Below are 17,548 nucleotides of genomic sequence, written 5' to 3'. Positions count from 1 at the left end.
GCCCGGCGGCCCGGAGGCGAAACCGTCAGTCGTACATGCCGTCGAGGACGGCCATGTACCGCTTCTCGACCGCCTTGCGCTTCACCTTGAGGCTGGGCGTGATGTCGCCGCCCTCGATGCTGAGGTCGGCCGGCAGGATCTCGAACTTCTTGATGGTCTCCCACCGCTCCAGCCGGGCGTTGAGCTCGTCGATCTGGCCCTGGATCAGCGCACGCACCTCAGGCGCCGTGGTCAGCTCCTCGTACGAGCGGCCGCCGAGGTCGTGGTGCTCGGCCCAGTCGCCGATGGCCTCGGGGTCGAGCGTGATGAGCGCGACGCAGTAGTTGCGGGTGTCGCCGTGGACGACGATCTGGCTGGCGTGCGGACTGACCGCCTTGAAGATGATCTCGATCTTCTGCGGCGCGACGTACTTGCCGCCGGAGGTCTTGATGAGGTCCTTCTTGCGGTCGGTGACCCGCAGGTAGCCGTCGGCGAGCTCGCCGATGTCGCCGGTGTGGAACCAGCCGTCGGGGTCGAGCACCTCGGCGGTGACGTCGGGCAGCTTGTGGTAGCCGCGCATGACGACCGGGCCGCGGACCAGGATCTCGCCGTCGTCGGCGATCTTCACCTCGGTGCCCGGCAGCGGCGGCCCGACGGTGCCGAAGCGGCAGTCCCAGGGCACGTTGACGAAGCAAGCGGCGCTGGTCTCGGTGAGGCCGTAGCCCTCGAGGATGAGCATGCCGGCCGCGTGGAACCACTCGGCGACGTCGCGGGAGAGCGCGGCCGCGCCGCTGACGAAGAACCGGATGTTGCCGCCCAGCCGGGCCTTGATCTTGCTGAACACCAGCTTGTCGGCGAGGCCGTACTGGAACTTCAGCAGCCCGGTGGGCTCTTGGCCGTTCTGGCGCAGCTTCGACACCTTGGCACCGACGCCGAACGCCCAGGCGAAGATCTTCGCCTTCGGGCCGCCCTCGTTGTCGACGCCGGTGATGACCCGCGACCGCACCTTCTCGAAGATGCGCGGCGCGCCGGCCATGAACGTCGGCTTCACGACGCCGAGGTTCTCGACGATGTTGTCGAGGTTGCCGTCGACGGCGGTGGCGAAGCCGATGCGCAGCTGGATGGCCTCGAGCGTCTTGCCGAACGAGTGCGACAGCGGCAGCCAGAGGTACTGGACGTCGTCGACGGAGAGGATCTTGTGGGCGTCGACCGCGACGCCCTCGTACACCCAGTTGTCGTTGACCAGCCGGACGCCCTTGGGCCGCCCGGTGGTACCGGAAGTGTAGATGAGGGTGGCCAGCGTCTCGGGTCCGACGGCCTCGAGCGCGATGTCGACGGCGTCGGGACGCTCGGCCAGCAGCGCGCGGCCGCGCTCGTCGAGCTCGGCCAGGGTGATGACGAAGCTGTCGTGCGAGTCGACGCCGTCGTCGTCGAAGACCACGATGCGGGTGAGCTGCGGCAGCTCGGCGCGCTGCTCGAGCACCTTGGCGACCTGCTCGGCGTTCTCGGCGAACACGACGCGGGTGTCGGAGTCGCTGAGGATGTAGGCGACGTCCTCGGGCGTGGTGGTCGGGTAGACGGTGGTGGTGGCGGCGCCGATGACGTTGATGGCGAGGTCGGCGAGGATCCACTCGATGCGCGTGGTGGCGGCGATGGCGACGCGCTGCTCGTGCTCGACGCCGAGGTCGAGCAGGCCGGCGGCGAACGCCCAGACGCGGTCCTTGGTCTCGTCCCAGGTCAGCGACGACCAGCCGGAACCGCTGGGGTAGCGGTAGGCCTCGCGGCTCGGGGTGGCCTCGACCCGATCCAGGAACATCCTGCCGACCGAGGCCGGCCGCACCGCGACGAGATCTGCCTGGTCAGTGGTGCCGAGGCTCATGCGTCATTCCTCCCAATCGCCCTTGACGGGACCGGCCGGAAACGGCCAGGTGGAGGAAGGTTACGACCTGGTAGCTCCCAGCGACAGTCTGTGCGGCGCACGGGTTTCCAATCCGTGCACCGCGAGCATCCCCTCAACCGTATCCGACCAGGAGAAATCCTGGGCCCGGCGGCGCGCCGCCCGCCTCGCCGCGGGGCCGTCCGCGACCACGTCCAGGACCGCCTCCGCCATCGCCGCGGGGTCGGACGGAGCGGTCCGCCCGGACCCGCCGGTCACCATCTCCGGCAGCGCGCCGCGGTCGCTGGCGACCACCGGGGTGCCGCTGGCCATCGCCTCCAGCGCGGCCAGCCCGAACGTCTCGTACGGCCCGGGCGCCACCACGACGTCGGCGCTGGCCAGCACCGCGGCCAGGTGTGAGCGGTCGGCGACGAACCCGGCCATCGTGACGGGGCGGCTCTCGGCCTGCTCGGCCACCATGTCGCGGACCGAGCCGTCGCCGCACACGACCATCCGGACGTTCGCACCCCGGCTCACCAGTTCGTCGACCATGGGGACGAGCAGGTCGGGGCGCTTCTCCGGCGACAGCCGCACGGCGGTGACGATCAGGACGTCGGCGCCGCGGGCCAGCTCGGCGCGCAGCCGCGGGTCGCGCCGTCGCGGGTGGAAGGTGTCCAGGTCGATGCCCAGCGGCACGTGCGCGAGGTTGCCGACACCCAGCCGGACGAACTCCTCGGCGGCCCACCGGGTGGTGCAGACGACGGTGCCGAACGACGACGCCAGCCTGCGGTTCCAGCGGTCGGCGAGCTGTTTGGTCGGCAGCGCCCGGCCGAGGTGGAACTGCAGCAGCGCGTCCAGGCGCTCGTGCGAGAACACCGCCGACGGCACGTCGCGGCGCGCGGCCCACGGCCCGATGCGGGCCAGCGTCATGCGGTCGGACACCTCGACGCGGTCCGGCGCGATGACGGCGAGCAGGTCCTCGACGATGCGCCACCGGGTGATCATCCGGTAGCCGCCGGTGGCCGGGATGGTCGGCGCGGCGATCTCGATGACGCGTCCGTACGACGTGGCGCGCGTCGCGTTGCGCTCCCCCGGCACCACCGCCACGACCTCGTGCCCGGCGGCGGCGTACCCGTCGGCGAGATGCCGCATCATCGTCCGGATCCCGCCCGAGTGCGGCGCGACGAAATTGGCGGCCTGAAGGATGCGCACGGCCGTCACTCTGTCGGCACGGATCAGCCCCGAGGCGACGCCGACGTGTCCAGCCGGTGAATTCCGGCGCCCACTTTCGCCGCATCTTCACGATTCGTCACGACGACATTCACGAATTGCGGCAATGGGGCTTGCAGACCCCGGGCGGGCGGGAAAACCTCTGGCACCGACCCGGCTCGACCAGAGAATCCCCAGCTCACAAGATCGATATGTCCGTATTCTCCGTCGATAAGACTGACTATGTATTTGATCACGTTGATATGGAAAAATGCCCGGGGATTGAAGGGGGGCACTTGTGCCGAGGCAACGAAAGCGCGAACGTCGCGGAACGGCCGGGCTCGTCATCGCGGCTCTGCTCGTGATCGGCCTGCCACTGCTCGGCTGGGCCGGCGTGAATGCGCTCACCGGCGGCGACAGCGGCAATGACTCCGCCGGGGCGGCCGATGGTTCCCGGACCGACGCGGCCGGCGAGGCGTCGCGCGGCGAGACGCCCGGCTCGTTCGAGGTCGCCCAGATCGGCCGCGACGCCGTCAGGGCGTGCGTCGAGCGCATGGCCGCCGGCGAGGCCTACGTCGAGAGCGCGGGCGTCGGCATCGGGCACTGGGGCGAGCACGTGCAGGCGCGGACGGACATGCTCGCCGGCACCGTCGCCCAGGAGGAGATGCGCGCCATCTGGAAGCGCACCCGCCTCTCCGGCCCCGACGACGTCGCCCAGGCGACGGCCGCCCTCGAGGCGTACGACGCGCTGCCCGGCTGCGGCGATCTCGGCTCGCTGGAGGGCGCGCTGCCCGAGGTCGCCGACCAGGCCGCCGCCTGCCTGGAACGCGAGACCGTGATGACGACGGCCGTCGCCGCCTCGACCGCCGGGCTGCAGGACTGGGCCAACCACCTCAACGCGATGGCCGCGCACGCCGACGGCGAGATGACCGCGGCCGCCGCCCAGGATCTCTGGGTCGCCTCCTGGGAGGCCGCGCCGGTGAACATCGCCGCCTACGACGACGCGCATGCGCTCCTGGCTGCGGCGCCGGCCTGCGAGTGACGGCGCGGCGCTGACGCTGCCCGCGGTCGCGCTGCCGGCCGGCACCGGCGCCGGCACCGCCGTCGTCGCGAAGCCGAAACGCGAGCCGATCGTCACCCGGGCCGAGCTCGCGCTGGCGTTCTCGACGCTGATCGTGCTGGCCGGCGTCGTGCTCGGCAGCGCGCTGGTGCAGCCGCCGCCGGTCGTCCACTCCGTCGCGCAGTTCGTGCACCTGGCCTGCGTGGTGCTGGGCCTGGGCAGCGTGCTGGCGGTCGACTGGTTCGGGCTGCGCTGGCAACTGGGCAAGGGGACGCTGCGCGAGGTGGTGACGACGGCGGCCGCGCTGGCGGTGCCGATCTGGCTCGGGCTGGGCGGGCTGATGCTGTCCGGGATGCTGCTCTCGCCCGACTACGCGTCGACGATCACGCTGGTCAAGGTCGCGATGGTGGGGGTGGCGGGGGTGGTCGGCGTACTGGCGCTGGCGGTCAGCCGGCGACTCGCGGCCCGCACGACGCCGTCGCGGCGGCTGTTGCGGGCCGGCCTGCTGATGGCGACGGCGTCGCAGCTGGCGTGGTGGACGGCGACGGTGATCGGGTTCCTCAACCGGACCTGACCGCCCGCAGCGTCACCGCGAACTCGGCCGGCGCGACCGCGAGCCGGTACTCCGGCAGCGTCGGCGGGCCGCACGACGCGCTGCCCAGGCCGTGCTGGGCGAGGTCAAGGGTGACGTACACGCGGTCGCGCGGACGCAGCTCGGCATGGTGCCGGGCCGCCTCGAGGTCGGCGGTCGTCCAGCGCCGGACGGTCAGGCCGAACACCGGCGGGCCGGGCATCGCCGCGACAGCCGGGGCGGGCATCGCCGCGACAGCCGGGGCGGACCCGGCGGCGTGTGCGTCCGGTTCGTCCTCGCCGACGTTGTCGGTGCCCGCCCTCATGGTCAAGCCCCCACCCGAACGGGGAGGGTCACACCTACCACGCGAAAGGTCGGCCTCGCCCTCGACAGCGAGGCCCGAGTCCTCGACAGCCAGGCCCGAGCCGTCGGCGGCGAGGCCGGAGCCCTCGACAGCCAGGCCGGAGCCGTCGGCGGCGTGGACGAACGCCGAGCGGACGTCGGCGCGGTGGCCGTTCTCCTGGGGGAACACGTACGGCGTCTGCAACTCGTCGACGCCGAGGGAGAAGCGGCCGAGGCGGGCCGCTTCGCGGGAGTCCGGGTACGCCTCGCCCGGGCCGCGGCCGAACCACGTCACCCGGTCGTAGCGGGCCGGCAGCTCCAGCACGACACCGAGGCGCGGCAACCACACGTCGTCGGGCCAGGAACCCTCGGGCGTCACCGTCAGCGCCAGGTGCACGGCGTCGTCGGCGACCGGCGTCCACCGGTACACGGCGCGCAGCGCGAACGCCCGGGCGGCCGGCGCCACCCGCGTGTCCACGACCAGCGCGGAACCGGACGCGCGGACGTTGTCGAGCCGGTGCGTCAGGCGGTCCAGCCCGAGCGTCCGCCACGTCGCGCCCAGCGTGGCCAGCCCGCCGGCGTCGTTGTCGATCGGCGCCCGCCACACGTCGAGCGCCGCGCCGGTCACGTCCAGCCCGCCCAGGCCGGCCAGCCGGCCGGTGTCGGGGTCGAGGCGGACCGGCCGGGCGTCCGGCGCCACCGGAACGACAGGCGACGGCGCGGCGCCCACCGGCAGCTGCCCCCACGCCACCTCGTGCCCGGCTGCGGCCCACGGCGCGTCCTCGGCGAGCACCGCGCTCACCGTCAGCCACCGCTCCCCCGAGCCCGAGCCCGAGCCCGAGCCCGCCTCCGAGCCGGGGCCCACGGGCGGCAGCGACGGCAGCGCCACCTCCGTCCGCCCACCGGCCGGTACGACGGGCACGGCCAGCGTCCCCGCCGCCACCTCGGCGCGGTCGTCGGTCAGGGTCCACCGGAACGCGTACCGGCTGGTGTCGAGCACCTCGTGCAGGTTCTCGACGACGAGCCGGGAGCCGCCGCCGAGGCGCAGCGGCTCGACCACCTTCTTCAGCTCGACGAGGCCCGGCGACGGCGTGCGGTCCGGGAACACCAGCCCGTCGGCGACGAAGGTGCCGCCGTGGAACGTCTCGCCGAAGTCGCCGCCGTACGCGTAGTACGAGCGGCCGGACGCGTCGCGGGCGCGCAGGCCGTGGTCGATCCACTCCCAGACGAAGCCGCCCTGGCAGCGCTCGTGGCGCTCGAACAGGTCCTGGTAGTCGCGCAGCCCGCCCGGCCCGTTGCCCATCGCGTGCGCGTACTCGCACAGCACGAACGGCTTCCCCTCGCCGCGGCCGATCTCGTCGACCTCGGCCTGCGACGCGTACATGCGGCTGTACACGTCCGAGCAGGACGGGTCGCCCTCGTAGTGCACCGGCCGCGACGGGTCGCGCTCCTTCGTCCACGCGTAGATGGCGGCGAGGTTCGCGCCCGCACCGGCCTCGTTGCCGAGCGACCACATGACGACGCTGGGGTGGTTCTTGTCCCGCTCGACCATCCGCGCCATGCGGTCCAGGTAGGCCGGCCGCCACCGGTCGTCGTCGCTGGGGTTGCCGCGCCAGTCCTCGTAGCCGAAGCCGTGCGTCTCGAGGTCGCACTCGTCGACGACGTACAGCCCGTACTCGTCGCACAGGTCGAGGAAGTGCGGGTGCGGCGGGTAGTGGCTGGTCCGGACGGCGTTGACGTTGTGCCGCTTCATCAGCAGCACGTCGTCGAGCATGTCCTGACGGGTCAGCGCACGGCCGCGGTCGGGGTGGAACTCGTGCCGGTTGACGCCGCGGAACAGCACCCGCCGCCCGTTGACGGTGAGCAGCCCGTTCTCGACGGCGACCCGGCGGAAGCCGATCCGCAGCGCGATCCGCTCCGTCGCGGTGACCAGCTCGCCGTCATAGAGCCGCGGCGACTCGGCGCTCCACGGCTCGACCGGGCCGACGGCGACGTCCTCGCCGGCCGCCGCGTCGACCCCGAGCGACGGCACCAGCACCCGCGCGGCGCCGTCCGCGTCGACCCGCAGCGTGCCGGTCTCACCGTCGTAGTCGGCATGAACGGTGAAGTCGTGGACCGAGCCCGCGGGCCGCGCCAGCAACGTCACGTCGCGGAAGATCCCGGACAGCCACCACATGTCCTGGTCCTCCAGGTAGCTGCCGGCCGACCACTGGTGCACCCGCACGGCCAGGACGTTGTCCGCGCCGGGCCGCAGGTGAGCGGTGACGTCGAACTCCGACGGCAGCCGGCTGCCGGTCGCGTACCCGAGCCGCTGCCCGTTCAGCCAGGCCGTGAAGAACGAGTCGACGCCGTCGAAGCGCAGCACCGCCCGCTGCCCGGCCCAGGACGGCGCCCGGAACGTCAGCCGGTACTCGCCGCTCGGGTTCTCGTCCGGCACCCGCGGCGGGTCGATCGGGAACGGGTACGGCGAGTTCGTGTACCAGGGCGCGCCGTACCCGTGCAGCTGCCAGTGCGACGGGACCGGCAGGAACGCCCACGCCGAGTCGTCGAAGGACGGGTCCTCGAAGCCCTCGGTGGCGCGCACCGTGGGCGACCAGCGGAACCGCCAGGCGCCGTTCAGGGACAGCGCCGGCGCGTCGGAGGCGAACGTGGCGCGCGGCGGCAGCGTCCCCTCGCCCGGCACGAAGCCGGTGGGCGACGGCGTCATCGGCGCTCCCCGTAGCAGCGGACCTCGAACACCGCGGCGGGCACGTCGCCGTGCGACGCCACGACCTCGACGGTCACCTCGCCGGTCTCCAGCGGCGGGTCGAAGACGAGGGTGTCGCGGGTCTGGTGGTTCCCGGTCCGTTCGGCGACGACGCGATCACCGGCCAGCACCCGGTAGTCGCGCACGCAGAACGGCATCGCGCTCTCCGGGTGCGGCCACAGCACGGTCTCCATGGCGTGGTCGAAGTCGGTGTCGAAGCCCAGCTCGATCCGCTCGATGACCTGCGGCGACGCCCACCGCAGCGTCACGGCCGGAGCCGGGTCGCCGAGCGCCGCCGCCCAGGCGTTCGGCTGCGCCGTCGGCCGCGCGTGGCCGTGCCGCAGCTGCTCCGCGCCCCACGCGCGCAGTGGCGGGTCGACGGTGACGGCGAGGTTGTGCCCGCCGGGCCGCCGCTCCGGCGTCCAGAACTCCACCCGCGGCCGCCCGACCGCCGGGTCGGCCTCCTGCGTGCCGGGGTGCCGCACCGACACCAGCCCGGTGACCCGCGTCTGCGTCGTCCGCACCGAGACGCCCTCGGCCGCCTGAACGGCGACGAACACGTACCGCGGCTCGTCGACCACCACGTCGAGATCCAGCTCGACCCGCTGTCCGTCGCCGGCCCCCAGCGCGAACTCCTGGGCGCCCAGCACGACGTCGGGCGTGTAGTCGTCCGGACGGTTCCCGGTGCGCAGCTCCACCCGCACCGTCGTCGGCGCGGCGACGTCGACCGTCAGCCCGATCCGCGGGCAGCGCCCGGCCGGCACCGGCAGCAGCTGCGCCCGCGGCGCGTCCAGCGGCACCGCCGGCCCGTCGTCCGGCAGCGACGACAGCACGAACGAGCTGGACGCCGACACGGTCGCGGACCGCACGAGGTCGTCCGGGTCGTCCAGCCGGTGGCCGGGGATGTGCTGGCCGGCGCGCAGCAGGTCGCGTTGCAGCTCACGCATCCGGTCCGGCGCGACGACGTCGGCCGGCAGCGACCCAGTACGGGTACACAGCGCGGCCGCCATCCCGACGGCCTGGCCGAGCTGCGCACAGGTGGCCATGACGCGCGTCGAGGCGAACGCGACGTGCGAGACGCTGATGATGCGCCCGGCGAGGAACAGGTTGCCGACGTCGCGGCTGACCAGGCAGCGGTACGGCACCTGGTAGACGCCGCGGGTGTGCAGGTGGCTGCTGCCCGCGTGCTCGCTGAACACGCCGTCGGCCGGGTGCAGGTCGATGGACCAGCCACCCGAGGCGATCGCGTCGGAGTGCTCCGTCTGCTCGACGAGGTCCTGCTGGCGCAGCAGGTACAGGCCCTCGAACCGGCGGCTCTCCCGCTTGCCCGGGATCAGCCCGACCCACTCCAGCGTCAGCGTCTCGGCGTCCGGGAACTGCCCGGAGTTCTTCAGGTGGTTCCAGACGCCGTAGACGACCTTCCACAGCTCCCACTTGATCGACTCGGTGTCGTGGACGGTGTCCAGCCGGCCGCCGTACTCGATCCACCACAGCCGGCAGCCCTGCACCTTGGTGTCGAAGCTGCGCCAGCGCGGGATCTCGGTGATGTCCGTGAGCGCCCACTCCGGCGGCGTGAACGACACCGGCTGCCCGACGTCCTTGCTGTAGAAGTAGATCGACTGGCCGAGCAGGCCACCGTACGACTCCGACGGCGCGAACAGCTCGCCGAACTCCTCCGACGACTCCGCGCCCATCCGGTAGGCCGCACCGGCGAGGTAGCCGAGCACGCCGTCGCCGGACGCGTCGCAGAACAGCGGTGCCGTCAGTTCGTAGCGGGTGGAGTTCTGGCTGCAGAACGCCGTCACCGACGCGATGCGGTCGCCGTCCTTCTCGACCGCGATGGCCGCGGTGTTCAGCAGCAGCGTCACGTTCGGCTCGGACACCACCTTCTCCAGCAGGACGGTGTCGAACAGGACGGCGTTGCCCTCGCGGTTGCGGAACACGTTCTCGACCAGCAGCTCGTCCAGCACGCCGCCCTCGCGCGACCACCGGTTGTTGTTGAACATGTGCGCCGTCGCGCCGAGCGCCCACAGCCGCACCTCGCTGGAGGCGTTGCCGCCGAGCACCGGCCGGTCCTGCACCAGCACCACCCGGATGCCGGCCCGGGCGGCGGTGACCGCGGCGCAGCTGCCGGCCAGTCCCCCGCCGACGATGACGAGGTCGGCGGCGAGCCGCTCGGTGCGGAACCCCCGCTGATCGGTGGCCGGCTCGGTGACGAGGAGCGGACGTTCCTGAATCATCTGGAGAAGATCCTCACGTGTAGAAGAACTGTGCCGACGCGACGGTGTCGGTGTCGCTGACCAGGCGCACCCAGTGGGCACTGAACCCGGCCGGGAAGACGTGCGTGACGGTCTGGCCGGGCTCGACGGTCAGCGTCTGGGAGGCGGCGAACCGGCCGTGCCCGTGGACGTCGATCTCGACGGAGAACCGGGCGGTGGCGTCGCCGGCGTTCTCGACGTGCACGCACTTGTGCTCGAATCCGGTCATCAGATACGGGTCCGACGGCACCCCCGCGCGCACCTCGTCCAGCCACCACGGGCCGCCCCACCCGGCCGGCTTCCCGAACGACCACAGGTCGTCGGTCTTGCCGAACCACAGCCCCGACTGCGGCTCGGCCGTCGTCGGGCTCAGGCCGCGGCTGGGCGACGCGTTGTCCATCCCGGCGACCAGCAGGCCGCGCCACGAGCAGAAGTCGCCGAGCACCCACAGGTGCGTCGACACCGGCCGCACGCCCCAGATCCGCCCGCCGTACGCCCACGGCGACAGCTCGTAGAACATGCCGTGGTGGTCGAGCAGGAACCGCTCGTGCTCGACCTCGCGGATGCGCGGCCACTCGGTCTGCCACTTGTGGTCGAACGTGTGCGACGCCTTCGGCAGCCGGTAGCGGGTCCACCGGCCGTCGGCGTCGGTGTAGACGGACAGCAGCGCCGACGCGCGGTCCCAGCCGGACGCGAAGATCGTCCCGCCGAACTCGTGCCGCCCGCCGATCGCGGTGTACGGACTGCGCTCCAGGATGGTCCAGCGCTGCCCGTCGAACTCGGCCAGCCGGCCCTCGGCCTGCTCACCCCGCCAGTCCGGCTCGTGGTACTCGTTCGAGCAGACCACGAGCCGGCCGAACGCGGTGTAGCAGTCCTTGTAGTGCACGCGGAACTCGCCGGCCGAGCCGAGCTCGGTGTTGAGGTCGGCCACCTGCCGGCAGGCCAGCGTCCGCACGTCCAGCTCGAACAGCTCGCCCTCCATGCACAGCACGTAGACGAGGTTCTCGGGATCGCGAAGGTGCCGCGACGTGCCGCACACCCGCAGCGGCTCCAGTTCCGGCACGGTCCTGATGCGGTGCTCGGCGTCGATCACGTGCGGGCCGATGACCAGCTGGTTCGACGGGAAGTGCACGAACCGGTTGGTGTACGTGCCGTCGACGCCGAGGGTCTCGGGGACCACCTCCATGGAGAAGTCGGCGTCGACGCGGCGCAGGCTGGTCCCGCTGCCGCTGGTGCGCTTGTGCGAGAGGTAGTTCTGGACGTACAGCTTCCCGGCCCACGGCATCAGCGCGCCGATGCCGATCTCGCTGCGCGGCGGGCCGAGGTCGGCGATCTGCGCGAGGTCGGGCGCCACTCCGGAGACGTGCATGTCAGAACCTCAGCCAGGTGCCGGCGAGGCCCTGCTGCTCGACGCCGGGCACCGAGTAGTCGCAGACGCCGCCGGCGAAGATCGTCGTCAGCCGCTCCCACTGGTCGTCGGTCCACTCGACGGCGTAGTCGTCGCGCTCGGGCTCCTTCAGCCGGCACTTGACGACGTCGGCGGCGACGCTCTCGCCGGCCACCTCGCGCGGGAACGACGCCGACGGGTACAGCTGCTCGCACTCGCTCGCCGGGTCGCGGTCCAGCGTCTCCGCGACGAACTCGGCCTCGGCCTCGGCCGAGCGGGTCATGCACCCCTCCACCAGCGCGTCCGGACGGGCCGCGACGATCTTGTCGATGCGGGCCGCGTCGGAGTCGTCGGCCGCCAGCGTCGTCAGCCACCGGTCCAGTTGCGTGATCGCGTGCCGCAGCAGGGGGCTCTCGGTGCTGAACAGGCCGTAGCGGGCGTCCTCCAGCAGGCTGACGTGGTTGGCGGACGTGCCGTTGGCGTTCTCGAGCCGCTGCCGCATCGACGACGTGTGGTACCGGACGTGGATGTCGCCGTACGACTGGTCGTCCATGTAGGCCCGGTAGTCGATGATCGGCACGTCCGCCAGGCCACCGCCGCCGCTGGTGAGGCGGCCGGTCCGGTATGCGATGCGGGTGGCGTCGAGATCCGCCTCCGTGCGCGACGCGACGATGTTCGCGTCGGCGTCGAAGCCGCCGACCCGCTCGTTCAGCTCCAGGAACTGCTCCGGCGTGATGGTGCCGTCGTTCAGCGTCGCCAGCCCGTACTGGATGCCGACGTTGTCCAGCGGCCGCCGCGCGAACCCGGTGACGGGGTCGGCGCCGTAGGCGTTGATCGCGTGGTCGTAGACGTCGCAGCGGGCGCCGCCGGGGTTGCCGGCAGGGTCGTAGCGCTGCTCGGCCGGCAGGATGCCGCAGAACCGGCGCGGGTCGATGCGCCCGGCGCTCACGGCCATCGCCGGCAGTGTGGCGTAGGTGGCGAACCCCGCGACCAGCCGTTGCTGCTCCTGCGTCCACGCCACGGTGGCGTCGGTGCTGAAGTAGTCGTGCAGCAGCCACGCGTCGCTGATGAAGTCGACCGTCCCGAACCCCACCTCGGGGAACGAGCAGCCCACGACGATGCCGTCGAAGATGCCGGGGTAGTTGTCGGTGATCTGGTGCGCCTGGTACGAGCCGCCGGAGCAGCCGAACCCGATGGTGTGCTCGGGCGGGCCGTAGCGCTCGACGAACAGCTCCTTCGTCATCATCGCCGACTCGGCCGCGGTGAGGTCGTTGCAGTTGTTGCCGAACACGTTGAGCGACGACGACAGCAGCGCGTAGCCCTGGCCGAGCAGGAACGCGTCGGTGACGCCGCCGGTGCCGGCGCCGGAGCGGTACCACCCGCCGGAACAGCCGCCGCCGAGGGTGAAGACGGCCCGGCCGTTCCAGCCCTCGGCCCGGCGTACAGGCGTCGGCTCCGCCTCGCCGAGCGGGTCGTGCAGCATGCTGGTCTGGACGACGGCCCGGTTCGCGCTGTCCGTCTCCATCCGGACGATGAACGGAACGGTCGCGCCCGCCGACGTGGTCGTGTGCGCCAGGTCGGCCGGGTAGGTCGTCGCGCCGGCCGGCCACGGCGCGTACGCGCCCGCCGTCGTGCGGTAGAAGTAGTCGACCCGCGGCGCGACGGTGCAGTGCTCGTCCAGCGGCGGGCCGAGCGTCCCGCCGATCACCGGCACGGTGAACTGCGCGGTCTCGCAGAGGAACGGCTGCTGGTGCGGCCCGGAGAACACCGGACCCTCCTGCGGGTGGTTGACGACGTCGAGCCGGGCCTGGCGGCCGGGGGCGCCGGCGACCAGCGTGTTCGGGCCGAGCCGCAGCCCGTCGACCAGCCCGGTGAGGGTCCGCGCGGCCGGGTCGGCGACGAACGCGCCGGTCACGTCGTCGCCGTTCAGGCGGACCGTCACGCGGTGCAGCGGAACGGCGCGGGGCACGTCGACCCGGACGAGGCTGTCGCCGCCGGTGACGGTGTCGGCCCGCCCCGACAGCGTGGTGATCTCCAGGCCGCCCGGCGGGGCTGCCGGTGCGGCGGGGACGAGCGCCAGGGCGAGCACCGAGGCGGCGATCGCGGCGACACTGAAGCGAGGCATCGGTAGTCCTCTCGACGGCGGTGTGCCGGCGCGGGGCGGGTGCCCGCCGCCCCGCGCCGTCGGACGGTCTAGTGCAGGGCCACCTCGTAGACCCGGGCGATGTCGACCGCGTTGTTCGACGGGTCGGTGATGACGAGCCGGACCTGGTCGATCGGGGCCGTCGGCGCGGTCACCGTCACGACCGCCTTGGTGTTGCCCGTGACGGTGGCCGCGGTCACCCAGCCCGACGCCGTGTGCGCCTCGACCCGGAACGCGACGAGGATCGTGTCGGCCACCGTGGCCGGCCAGCGGTAGCCGCTGTAGACGTCGATCTGGTCGACGCTCTTGTAGCTGCCGAGGTTGATGGTCAGCGTGGGCGTCGTGTCACCCTCGGCGGACATCCAGCGGCCGTCGTCGGCGCACGACCCGTCGACGGCCTTGCTCGCCGGTGAGCTCGCCGCGTAGGTGGACGACGCGGTGACGGTCGCGCCGCGGGCGAGGTGCGTGTTGCACGGCGACGTCGCCGGCTTGCCGGCCAGCCAGTCGCGGACGAACGCGCCCTGGTGCTCGCCGCCGAGCAGGTTCCAGTTCTTGTCGAACATGACCGGCGCCCAGAAGTTGTCGAAGATCCACGCGGTCCAGCCGATCTGCGGACGGGCGTCGAGGTACTGCCGCAGCGGCAGCCCCCAGCCCGACGTCGTCCCGCCGGTGACCGGGTGCGGCGGCTGCACCGGGTCCCAGCCGAACTCCGTCAGCACCACCGGGATCGTGGCCGAGGCGTTGCCGAACTTCGGGTCCAGGTTGGCCGCGGTGGCCGGTCCCTGGTTCGGGTAGAGGTGGTAGACGTAGGCGATGTTCCCGCCGGTGATCGGGTTGGTCAGCGCGCCGTTGACCCGGGTGCTCCACGCCGGGCTGCCCATGAGGATGACGTTGTCGGAGACGGTGCGGATGGAGTCGACGACGGGCTGGATGTAGCTCTTCCAGGTGGCCCAGCTGTCCGGGTTGATCGGCTCGTTGAACACCTCGAACAGCACGTTGGGGTTGTTCCCGTAACGCGGGGCGATGTAATCCCAGAACTGCTTGACCTGCGCCTGCGGCACCGCGCCGGCGGCGTCGCCGTAGTTGCGCACCAGGTGCAGGTCGATGATGACGTAGAGGCCCTTCGACACCGCGTAGTCGACGTACGGACGGATGTACTGGGCGTCGTACGCGGCGAGGTCCTTGCCCAGGACCTCGGTGACCAGCAGCCGCAGCACCTTCGACTCCCAGCCGCCGGTGATCGTCATGTCGATCAGCTCGTTGATCGGCTTGGAGTTGCAGTCGGTGCAGACGTCGTTCTGCTCCGGCGCGAGGATCGACAGGCCGCGCAGCGTCACCGGCGCACCGGTGGCGTCGACGATCTTGTTGCCCTGGGTCCGCAGGGCGGGCAGCGCGGCGGGCGCCGCGTCGTCCGGTTGCGGTGCGGGCGCCGCGGCGGCGCCGCTGAGCAGCCCGGCCGCCAGCGCGAGCGCGGACGCCGTGGCGAGCAGGACGGTTCTCGGTGATCTCCCGAACATGGTTGCTCCTTCGGAACTCGTTCGGCCCCACGAACCCCCGTCTGACTGCTCCTCGTCCTCCTTCCCTAGGGGCTGGCCACGTCGGCGCGCAGCGGCAGGTCCGCGACGCTCGTACCGGCGTGGACGGTGAACGTGCCCGGCTCGGTGCGCCAGCCGCCGTCCCAGTGCTCGAAGGCGCGCCGCCGGAGCGGCACGGTCACGGTCGCCTTCTCTCCCGGCCCGGCCTCGGCGACGGCGAAGCCGGCCAGCCAGCGGGCCGGCCGGTCGACGGCGCTGCCGGGTCGCGAGAGGTACACCTGGACCACGTGCTTGCCGGGCCGCGTCCCGGTGTTGGCGACGCTGACGGTGACGTCGTGGCCGTCGACGGCGAGGTGGTCGAACGACCAGGTCGTGTAGCCGAGGCCGTGCCCGAACGGGTACGCCGGCTCGGCGCCGGTCCGCAGCCAGGCCCGATAGCCGACGTGCACGCCCTCGTCGTACGCGACCCGGCCCTCGACGGGCGCGGTGGCCAGCACCGGCACGTCGGCCTCGGTGGCCGGCCAGGTCGTCGGCAGCCGCCCGCCCGGCTCGACCAGGCCGAGCAGCACGTCGGCCAGCGCGTGGCCGTACTCCTGCCCGCCGAACCAGGTGAGCAGCACCGCGGCCACCTCGGAGCGCCACGGCAGCAGCACCGGCGCCCCCGCGTTCACCACCACGACGGTGCGCGGGTTCGCGGCCGCGACGGCCCGGACGAGGTCGTCCTGCCGTCCGGGCAGCGCCAGCGACGCGCGGTCGGCGCCCTCGCGCTCGACCTCGGCGCTGGTGCCGACCACGACGACGGCGACGTCGGCCGCCCGCGCGGCCGCGGCGGCCCGCTCGATCTCGGTGTCCGCGTCCGCTGTCGCGAGGTCGGCGCCGACGACCAGCGTGACGCCGCTGTCGGCGTTCTCGCGCGGCGGCAGCTCGACGGTGACCCGCAGGTCCACCGGCGTGCCCGCGGCCAGCTCGACCGGGACGGTCGCCGACGGCGGCGCGACCAGCCCGCCGCCGAACTCCTCGCCGTCGTGCACCAGCGTGGTCGCCAGCACGACGGCGCCGTCGACGCTCAGCTCGGCCGTTCCCGCCCCGGCGACGCCCAGCCGCGTCGTCCCGCCGCTCGCGGGCACGTACCGGGCGGTGACCTCCAGCGTCGTCGTCGCGCCCAGCCGGGCCGACCCGAGCCGGGACAGGTTCGCGGTGCGCCGGTTCTCGTCCAGCACGACGGCGCCGGCGGCGTCGCGGCAGACCAGCCGGATCCCGGGCTCGCCGGTGACCGGGTCGGTCAGGGCGCCCAGCGGCAGCGGCTCGATGCCCGGCTGGACGACGGCGCCCAGCATCCAGCGCACGTCCGCGTCCGGGAGCGCCGCGCGCAGCCCGTCCAGCGGCGACACCACCCGCTCCGGCTCGACGTGCGCGCTGCCGCCGCCCTGCGTGCGGGCGGCCAGCGCGTTGTGCCCGATGACGGCGACGGAGCGCAGCGCCGACGCGTCCCACGGCAGCTCGCCCTCGTTGCGGACGAGCACGGTCCCGGCCGCGGCGACCTCGCGGGCGAACGCCGGGCCGTCGGCGACCACCGGCGGGGCGGCCGCCTCGGACCCGTCGAGTGCTCCGACCCGCTCCGCGAGCCGGAGCAGCCGCCGCACCTTCTCGTCGACCGCCGCCTCCGGCACCTCACCGGCCCGCACCGCCTTGACCAGCGCGTCGCCCCAAGGGCCGTCCGGGCCGGGCATGACGAGGTCCAGCCGCGCGTGTCCCGCCTCGGCCGTCGTCCGCGCCGCCCACCAGTCGGACACGACGACGCCGTCGAAGCCCCATTCGTCGCACAGCGGCGACGCCAGCAGGGCGTTCTCCGTCATCGTCGTCCCGTTCACCGAGTTGTACGCGGCCATCACCATCCACGGCCGTTCCTCGACAACGGTGTCCTCGAACGCCGCCAGGTACAGCTCGCGCAGCGCCCGCTCGGACACGACCACGTCGGCGGTGAACCGCTCGGTCTCGAAGTCGTTGGCCACGTAGTGCTTCGGGCACGCGCCCACCCCGCCGTCCTGCACACCACGCACATACGCCGCGGCCAGCCGCGACGTCAGCAGCGGATCCTCCGAGTACGCCTCGAAGTGCCGGCCGCCGAGCGGGCTGCGATGCAGGTTGATGGTCGGCCCGAGCACCACGTCGACGCCGCGGCGGCGTGCCTCGGCCGCGAGGACGGCGCCGTACCGCTCGGCCAGCGCGACGTCCCAGGTGGCGCCGAGGGCCGTCGCCGACGGCAGGTTCAGCGCGCGCTCGCGGTCGTCCCAGCTCTCGCCGCGGATACCGGACGGCCCGTCGGACAGCACCATGCGGCGCAGGCCGACGGCCGGCTCGTCGTACAGGCCCCAGGTGTCGGCGCCGGTCAGCAGCCGGACCTTCTGCTCCAGCGTCAGTTTCTCGATCACGGTCGAGCCC

General features: G+C 72.9%; 10 protein-coding genes. 2 read left to right on the top strand and 8 right to left on the bottom strand.

The window, feature by feature from the left end:
• Nucleotides 1-25 precede the first annotated feature (25 nt).
• Both BLV02_RS32670 and BLV02_RS32665 read right to left on the bottom strand, forming a co-directional pair.
• Nucleotides 26-1,858 carry an AMP-dependent synthetase/ligase gene (locus tag BLV02_RS32670; protein WP_069113718.1) on the bottom strand — a complete coding sequence of 611 codons (1,833 nt, stop codon included), beginning with the start codon at nucleotides 1,856-1,858 and terminating at the stop codon, nucleotides 26-28.
• Nucleotides 1,859-1,918: 60 nt separating this feature from the next.
• The gene (locus tag BLV02_RS32665) at nucleotides 1,919-3,067 is read right to left on the bottom strand and encodes a glycosyltransferase (protein ID WP_069113799.1); all 1,149 of its coding nucleotides are present in this window, start codon (nucleotides 3,065-3,067) and stop codon (nucleotides 1,919-1,921) included.
• A 295-nt stretch (nucleotides 3,068-3,362) separates the two neighbouring features.
• On the opposite strand from BLV02_RS32665, the gene BLV02_RS36910 reads away from it, so the two are divergent.
• Together BLV02_RS36910 and BLV02_RS32655 are read left to right on the top strand one after the other, a co-directional pair.
• Entirely contained in the window at nucleotides 3,363-4,106 is a 744-nt protein-coding gene (locus BLV02_RS36910) for a hypothetical protein (protein ID WP_176986546.1), read from the top strand.
• The gene (locus BLV02_RS32655) at nucleotides 4,072-4,698 is read left to right on the top strand and encodes a hypothetical protein (RefSeq protein WP_083289038.1); all 627 of its coding nucleotides are present in this window, start codon (nucleotides 4,072-4,074) and stop codon (nucleotides 4,696-4,698) included. The genes BLV02_RS36910 and BLV02_RS32655 overlap by 35 nt, the downstream gene beginning before the upstream one ends.
• On the opposite strand, the gene BLV02_RS32650 is transcribed toward BLV02_RS32655, so the two are convergent.
• From BLV02_RS32650 to BLV02_RS32625, 6 genes are all read right to left on the bottom strand, one after another.
• Complete coding sequence (locus tag BLV02_RS32650; protein ID WP_069113720.1) at nucleotides 4,685-7,744, bottom strand: glycoside hydrolase family 2 TIM barrel-domain containing protein; 3,060 nt, start codon at nucleotides 7,742-7,744, stop codon at nucleotides 4,685-4,687. The genes BLV02_RS32655 and BLV02_RS32650 overlap by 14 nt on opposite strands.
• Nucleotides 7,741-10,023, bottom strand: coding sequence for an FAD-dependent oxidoreductase (locus BLV02_RS32645; protein ID WP_069113721.1), 2,283 nt, complete (start codon nucleotides 10,021-10,023; stop codon nucleotides 7,741-7,743). Before BLV02_RS32645 ends, BLV02_RS32650 begins: the two co-directional genes overlap by 4 nt.
• Nucleotides 10,024-10,036: 13 nt before the next feature.
• Nucleotides 10,037-11,410, bottom strand: a complete 1,374-nt coding sequence (locus BLV02_RS32640; protein WP_069113722.1) for a hypothetical protein — start codon at nucleotides 11,408-11,410, stop codon at nucleotides 10,037-10,039.
• Between the two features lies 1 nt (nucleotide 11,411).
• On the bottom strand, nucleotides 11,412-13,553 hold the full coding sequence (locus tag BLV02_RS32635) for a DUF6351 family protein (protein ID WP_069113723.1): 2,142 nt from the start codon (nucleotides 13,551-13,553) through the stop codon (nucleotides 11,412-11,414).
• Between the two features lie 68 nt (nucleotides 13,554-13,621).
• Nucleotides 13,622-15,088 carry a cellulase family glycosylhydrolase gene (locus tag BLV02_RS32630; RefSeq protein WP_069113724.1) on the bottom strand — a complete coding sequence of 489 codons (1,467 nt, stop codon included), beginning with the start codon at nucleotides 15,086-15,088 and terminating at the stop codon, nucleotides 13,622-13,624.
• 65 nt (nucleotides 15,089-15,153) lie between these two features.
• Nucleotides 15,154-17,538 carry a beta-glucosidase gene (locus tag BLV02_RS32625; RefSeq protein ID WP_218133520.1) on the bottom strand — a complete coding sequence of 795 codons (2,385 nt, stop codon included), beginning with the start codon at nucleotides 17,536-17,538 and terminating at the stop codon, nucleotides 15,154-15,156.
• Nucleotides 17,539-17,548 lie beyond the last annotated feature (10 nt).

Origin of the sequence: Jiangella alba (genome assembly GCF_900106035.1) — a bacterium.
GTDB lineage: Bacteria > Actinomycetota > Actinomycetes > Jiangellales > Jiangellaceae > Jiangella > Jiangella alba.
This window is presented reverse-complemented; position numbering and strand designations above follow the sequence as displayed.

Bases quoted from the DNA above. Each gene is read 5' to 3' on its own strand.
- BLV02_RS32645 (WP_069113721.1), bottom strand. From the start codon at position 10,023: ATGATTCAGGAACGTCCGCTCCTCGTCACCGAGCCGGCCACCGATCAG.
- BLV02_RS32630 (WP_069113724.1), bottom strand. From the start codon at position 15,088: ATGTTCGGGAGATCACCGAGAACCGTCCTGCTCGCCACGGCGTCCGCG.
- BLV02_RS32655 (WP_083289038.1), top strand. From the start codon at position 4,072: ATGCGCTCCTGGCTGCGGCGCCGGCCTGCGAGTGACGGCGCGGCGCTG.
- BLV02_RS32670 (WP_069113718.1), bottom strand. From the start codon at position 1,858: ATGAGCCTCGGCACCACTGACCAGGCAGATCTCGTCGCGGTGCGGCCG.
- BLV02_RS32635 (WP_069113723.1), bottom strand. From the start codon at position 13,553: ATGCCTCGCTTCAGTGTCGCCGCGATCGCCGCCTCGGTGCTCGCCCTG.
- BLV02_RS32650 (WP_069113720.1), bottom strand. From the start codon at position 7,744: ATGACGCCGTCGCCCACCGGCTTCGTGCCGGGCGAGGGGACGCTGCCG.
- BLV02_RS32640 (WP_069113722.1), bottom strand. From the start codon at position 11,410: ATGCACGTCTCCGGAGTGGCGCCCGACCTCGCGCAGATCGCCGACCTC.